The 6,289-nt window shown below is 54.6% G+C and carries 6 protein-coding genes; 2 read left to right on the forward strand and 4 right to left on the reverse strand.

The features are described 5' to 3' along the window. Positions 1-63: 63 nt before the first annotated feature. The 3 genes from CKW31_RS12700 to CKW31_RS12710 all read right to left on the reverse strand — a co-directional run bounded on the left by CKW31_RS12700 (position 64) and on the right by CKW31_RS12710 (position 2,072). Positions 64-489, reverse strand: coding sequence for a HEPN domain-containing protein (locus tag CKW31_RS12700; RefSeq protein WP_095095099.1), 426 nt, complete (start codon positions 487-489; stop codon positions 64-66). 3 nt (positions 490-492) lie between these two features. Continuing rightward, on the reverse strand, positions 493-1,086 hold the full coding sequence (locus tag CKW31_RS12705) for a nucleotidyltransferase domain-containing protein (protein WP_095095106.1): 594 nt from the start codon (positions 1,084-1,086) through the stop codon (positions 493-495). Between the two features lie 77 nt (positions 1,087-1,163). Further along, entirely contained in the window at positions 1,164-2,072 is a 909-nt protein-coding gene (locus CKW31_RS12710) for a LysR family transcriptional regulator (protein ID WP_095095109.1), read from the reverse strand. A 110-nt stretch (positions 2,073-2,182) separates the two neighbouring features. Here CKW31_RS12710 and CKW31_RS12715 point away from each other — a divergent pair, with 110 nt between their 5' ends. Next, complete coding sequence (locus tag CKW31_RS12715) at positions 2,183-3,379, forward strand: MFS transporter (protein ID WP_095095112.1); 1,197 nt, start codon at positions 2,183-2,185, stop codon at positions 3,377-3,379. Between the two features lie 160 nt (positions 3,380-3,539). Next, positions 3,540-4,625 (forward strand): diguanylate cyclase, encoded by a 1,086-nt coding sequence (locus CKW31_RS12720; RefSeq protein ID WP_095095115.1) that lies wholly within the window; start codon positions 3,540-3,542, stop codon positions 4,623-4,625. A gap of 132 nt (positions 4,626-4,757) precedes the next feature. Here CKW31_RS12720 and CKW31_RS12725 read toward each other — a convergent pair whose 3' ends face one another. After that, complete coding sequence (locus CKW31_RS12725) at positions 4,758-5,468, reverse strand: hypothetical protein (RefSeq protein ID WP_095095118.1); 711 nt, start codon at positions 5,466-5,468, stop codon at positions 4,758-4,760. Between the last annotated feature and the right edge of the window lie 821 nt (positions 5,469-6,289).

Below are 6,289 nucleotides of genomic sequence, written 5' to 3' on the forward strand. Positions count from 1 at the left end.
CGGACCGCTATGAGACCGCTTCAGCCTGCAGCGAATAGATGGCAAATTTTGTGTTCGGAAGGTCTATCTATGGACAGCTATCCAGGATTCAACTTCTCCGAGCAGCCGCAGGGCGTACTCCACAGCCTCGTTAGCCATGGCCCCACTCACGGGGTCTCCCGAGTAGTCACTGAGATTGCGCAATTTCCGCAGACCATCCAGCGTAATCATGAACTGCCGATCCAGGCCAATCGTTGTAGGCAGCGTCTGAATCATTGTCATGTGATGACCGGGCTTGCTGGTCAGTGTCCGAAAACCGTTGGCTTGCAAGGCTGCATTGGCGGCTTGCATGATGGACTTGTAAGCCATGTCGAAACGCCCTTCATTGCTCATCTGCGTGAGTTGGGCATCTGCAAGACTTCGCTGGGCCGCACTTATCAGACGGTCAATGTTGGCTGAATCCTTATGAATGCTTTCGAGTGCAGTGCCTAAAAGGTTTTCCAGCGTCATGCGTTACTCCCTGTGTTTTGCGTCAAGACCCTCCTCGGAGCCGATCACGAATAGCTTAGGTTTACTCAACAAGTCCCGCACAAAACCACCCTGCTCTTTTACCAATTGAAACCATTCACCTTCGGGATACTGTTTGGGATTGATCTCTCTGCCTAACGTCTCTTGCAGAGGATAAAGCAGGCTGATCAGCTCGCTGAAGGTCACGTCGCCAATCACCATAAGATCTATATCGCTGTCAGGGCCAGCTTTGCCGCTGGCCATCGAACCGAACACAAATGCCGCCTTGATCCTGTCTTCCAGAGGCTGGAGTACGACCGAAAGGGACTGAAGCCAGCCGTCGGTTTTGCGCAAAATACTGGCCAACTCTTCATATATCGGGCAGCCAGGATCAGCGCGATACTGCACCTGATTACCGACACGGATTTTTTTAAGAATCCCGACTTCGACCATCTTGTTCAATTCGCGACTCAGGGTGCCGGAAATGGTCCCGGTCAGCCGCGCGATCTCTCGCTGGTGATACTGCTCTCCCGGATGCAGGAGCAGAAGGGCTAAGACCTTGCGCCTGTATTCGGAGAACAGAAAACTGGCCAATTCCATACCGTCGTCCTCAACGCTGCTTTAAAGGCAGCAATTGAAGCCTTTAAAGCAGCAATTTGCCAGTCGATTTTAATGCTTCAATCCATCCGCAACGTCGTCGACAGTAATTCCACTAACTGATGCACCTTGGGCAGTGACTCGCGATTACGTGGCCAGGCCAGGTGCAGGTCGAGGCCCTCGGTTGCGAGGTGGGGAAGGATTTCTACCAGTTCTCCGCGTTGCAGTTGGTCCTTGATCAGCCAGGTTGCCAGCTGAGCAACGCCGCTGCCTGCCACCACGGCGGCGACTTGGGCTTCGCCATTTCCGACCACAATGCGGCCATCGACCATGCGCAGCTGGGTTTGCCCGGTGGCGTCGACGATCACCCAAGGGCTGGTGCCGCCCTTGTCTTTGCCGTACAGGATGCAGGCGTGATCGGCCAGATCATCAAAGGTCTGTGGCGTGCCGTGGCGATGCAGGTAAACCGGGGCGGCGCAGAAGATCACTCGCTCGGTCCCCAGGTAGCGATGACCGAGTGTCGATGGCCAGGCCGATGAGCCGCCGATGCGCACCGCGAGGTCGATGCCCTCTTCGATCAAGTCCACAAAACGATCCGTAAAAGACACGTGCGGGCGCAACTTGGGGTGCCGTTCGGCGAACTCCAACAGCCGTGGCAACACGTGGATGCGCCCGAACGATGCTGGCAAATCCACGCGCAGATTTCCGGCGGGCTCCGAGCGCTGTGCGGCCAATGCGGTTTCGGCGTCTGCCAGTTCATCGAGGATGCGGGTGCAGACGGCATAGTAAGCCGTGCCTTCATCCGTCAGCGCGAGGCTGCGGGTGGTCCGCTCGAACAGGCGCATGCCCAGCCGCCCTTCCAGCCGGGCAATGCTCTTACTGACCGCAGAGTTGGTCAGGCTCAGCCGTTCGGCGGCCGCGGTAAAACTCCCCGCATTGGCCACGGCTACGAATGTGGATATACCTTTGAGGCGGTCGGCGGAGATCATGAGCGCTGTCAACTGATGAAATTAATTCCATAGTGCACGGAAAAACCACCAAAGATAAGAAGTGATTTCTCGAATAGTCTAGCGTCATTCTTTCAATTCGAGTTATTCCCATGCCTTCTGTAGACACTACCGCTGCTGGTTCTGCCAGCGGCGCAAGCGCCACTGGTGCGAATCTGGCGATTGCGATGCTGGCGCTAGCCGGTTTTGTGATCGTCACCACTGAGTTTCTGATCATCGGCATGCTGCCGGGTATGGCCCGCGATCTGGGGATTTCAATCTCTGACGCGGGTTTGCTGGTGACCTTGTTCGCCTTCACGGTGATGTTGTTCGGTCCGCCGCTGACGGCAATGCTTTCACACCTTGATCGCAAGAAAACCTTTGTGGCAATCCTGCTGATCTTCGCCGCGTCCAACGCCCTGGCGGCTGTGTCCAGCAACATCTGGATCCTCGCATTCGCCCGCTTCGTACCTGCTCTGGCTTTGCCAGTGTTCTGGGGCACGGCCAGCGAAACCGCCAGCCTGATGGCCGGGCCAAGTCAGGCCGGTAAAGCCGTAGCGCGGGTTTATCTGGGTATTTCCGCGGCAATGCTGTTTGGTATTCCGCTGGGCACGCTGTTTGCGGGCGCAGTGGGCTGGCGCGGGGCCTTCTGGGCACTGACCGTGATGTCGTTGTTGATGGCGTTGCTGCTGTGGATTTCCATGCCTTCAGTCGCTAAAACGGCGAAGGTCGGCCTGGCCAAACAGGCAAAAATCCTCACTGACCCGCAGTTCATCGTCAATTTGCTGCTGTCGATTCTGGTGTTCACCGCGATGTTCACCGCTTACACCTACCTGGCGGATACCCTGGAGCGCATCGCGATGATCGCCCCTACCCAGGTCGGCTGGTGGTTGATGGGCTTCGGCGCAGTGGGCCTGATCGGTAATGGCCTTGGTGGTCGTTATGTGGATCGCAGTCCGTTGGGTTCGACGATTGTCTTCGCGCTGTTATTGGCAATAGGCATGACGGCCACTGTGCCTGCCGCTGGCTCGATCCCGCTGTTGTGTGCGGTCTTGCTGGTGTGGGGCATCGCCCATACGGCGTTGTTCCCTATTTGCCAGATCCGCGTCATGAAAACGGCACCCCATGCTCAGGCACTGGCCGGGACACTCAACGTGTCAGCCGCCAACGCCGGTATCGGCTTGGGTTCGGTGATTGGCGGTCTGACGATCGAGCATTTGAGCCTGGCTGATGTGGGTTATATCGCCGCGTTCATCGCCTTGCTGTCTATCGCAACGGCCGTGGTTGCCATTCAAATGAAGTCGAGATGAGTCGGAAAACATCCTTTACGTTCCAGATAGCGACTATTTGCGACGTTATTTTTCAATAATGGCGAAAGGCTCTTCCCATTTCTCATGAGGGAGAGCCAAAATCCGATATTTCGTTCTGACCTAAGGCTGGTAGGCCCTCAGATCGATTCGGTAGAGCGCCATGAAAAACCACGACGGCAAGGGAAGGTCCTTTGCCAAACGCATTTATTGGGTACGCAGTGTTGGCGTCGGCATCGGATTTTTCAGTGTCGCGGCTACCATGTACCCATTACGCCCGCCTGCCTGGGTCTGGGCAATCATGCTGTGCAACTCGATTGTCTGGCCTCCCATTGCCTTATGGCTCGCCACTCGCTCGCGCCAGCCGTATCACGCGGAACAACGCAATATCCTCGTTGATTCACTGGCAGGTGGTTTCTGGGCCGGCGCGATGGGTTTCAATCCATTACCGACCGTTACTGTGCTGGCGATGATGGCCATGCATAACCTCGCGGCCGGTGGTAAACGCCTGTTTCTGCGAGGCTGTGTTGCACAAATAGTCGGTGCCGCCATTTCCCTCTACCTGTTTCGCCAGCCTTTCGTGTCCTCCAGCACTCCCACGCAGATCTATGCCTGTCTACCGGTGCTGGTGTTCTACCCGATGTTCGTCGGTTATATGAGTTATCGGGTGGCGGTCAAGCTCAGTGAACACAAACATATTCTGGGGAAACTCAGCCGTACCGACAGCCTCACCGGGCTGATCAATCACGGTTCCTGGAAGGACCTGCTGCAGTTGGAGTTCAACAAATGCCAGGTATTGTCGCGGCAGTCGTCCATTGCGCTGATTGATATCGACCACTTCAAAGCGATCAACGATACCCATGGCCATATTGTGGGGGACAGCGTACTCAAGCGCTTGAGCGAGGCACTCCTGGCCAACCTGCGGGATGTTGATCTGGCAGGACGCTACGGTGGTGACGAATTCTGCCTTATCCTGCCCAATACCAGCGCAACGCTGGCGTGGGAAATTCTCGAACAGCTACGCCGCGATGTGAATAACCTGAAAGACCCACAGCTGCCTCACTTGCAGTTGAGCCTGAGCATCGGCATTTCGACATTCGGCCCTCACCTCAGCGATGCCGCCACGTGGATCAACGAAGCCGACAAGGCGCTGTATATCGCAAAAACCACAGGCCGTAATCGGGTCTGTTCTGCAGCACCGACGGTGATGGATTATCCACGACTGGGGATTGAATCCTCCGCGTCGTGACGTGCACGGCCGTTTGGTTTCATGCCTGTATAAGGCTCGCCCAGAGTACCGCTTCCAAATCTGCTCAGAAGCGGTAACCCCGTCAGCCAGTCAATGCCATTACTGGCTTATCAGTCGAGTGTTCTGCGCCCTTCAATCAACGGTAATCCTGCTCAGGCAGAGGTTCGTCAATAACCACTCAGGGGTGTGCTCTTCAAGCAGTTCACTCACGCTTTTTTCAAGTTCCAGCCTGCCATACAGCGCTTCTTCCCGTTCCAGGTGCCTTTGCTGAGCCAAACGGTAATCAACGGGGTAGATGCATTGTTCTATGGGTAACAGCGCATCGAAGTGTTCCAGCAACCCCATGAAAACCAGACGCCGCTCGACGGTATGCCGGGTGGTTGCGATGAGGTTAATGAAGTACAGGCTGTCGCGCTGACGCAAGGCTTCAGACGCCGCAAAGCGCTCTGCCAGGGTGTAGACCGACAGGTCGTCGAACACCATGCAACATAGCAACTGGCGTGAGAAGTCATGAAAAGGGTTGTCGGTCAGCGTCCGTCGATGATGCAGACCGAGGACAAAATCAACCGCCTTTTCTGCCTGCTGAAGACGCTCGAAATCACTGGATTCCGGGAGCTCAGCCAGCAAAGGCGCCTGCCGCCCCTGCGCAGCAACCTGCCGGGAGAACATCGATAGTTTCCCTTGCGGTCCCAGTAGCGCGACCTGTTGATCACACAACTCTGTTCTGGATAACGCTGCCTGCCGGGCGACCATTTGCTGGAAGCCCTGGCCCACCTGAACAAGTGGTGCACGCACCGATTGCCCCCACGCCTGATCATCCTCCCGAGAAAGCAAAACGCTCATGATATAACTCCCTTATATTTACGTTTGTGTTGTGCAGTTTTTATTGTTGGTTCACACATCGCCTGTACAGGCCGATAACAATCTATTCCATGGATAAAAAGGGCGTGGTTATAACCTCCTCTCTAATCGAATCCGTAGGAGAATTCTTTATTTACATTCCTTGTGATGACTGCAGGGCAATTCAAAGGCCTTGGGCATAACGCCGCGGGTTCTATAAGCAGCGAGCCGCGTGGCGAGATCGAGCACATCTATTAGCCCAAACAGAATCTTCCTACATAGAGCACGGACACATCTGTAAAACGTAATTTAAACAAGCCAGGACGACGTAAAGACGATGACTTGTATAGACAGAAACGATAAACATTCGGAATAACAATTACAATCATTCGTTACAAATATAGCGATTTGCAATTAACTTACAGAGATGGTTTTCGATTACGTGTTTGGAATAAGATTTTTCCCACATAAGTAATGGATATGTACTGACAGATATTATTATTTTAGTGTGTCTTCTGTGCCCTCATGAATCAGGATGGATGCGGGGACTGGAGGTGTAGAAATCACGAGCGATGCGAGACGGCAACTGGGCTCTTAATAAACTGCAATTGTCAGCAGTGAAATGCAGCGCCTATCAAACAAAATGCAATCACCTGACTCGGAATGATTCTCTGTAGCAACTGTGTTCTCAAGCCAGATGCGCGCCAGCCTGCAAGGCTTCGCGCATCCTTGCGTTGAGCATGGTAACCAGTTTACGAGCAGCGGCCACGAGGGCCACTTTCTTGGGTTTACCATTGGCGACCAAGCGTTGGTAAAAGGGTTTT

Source organism: Pseudomonas sp. Irchel 3A5, from assembly GCF_900187575.1.
In the GTDB taxonomy this organism is placed as follows: Bacteria; Pseudomonadota; Gammaproteobacteria; order Pseudomonadales; family Pseudomonadaceae; genus Aquipseudomonas; species Aquipseudomonas folii.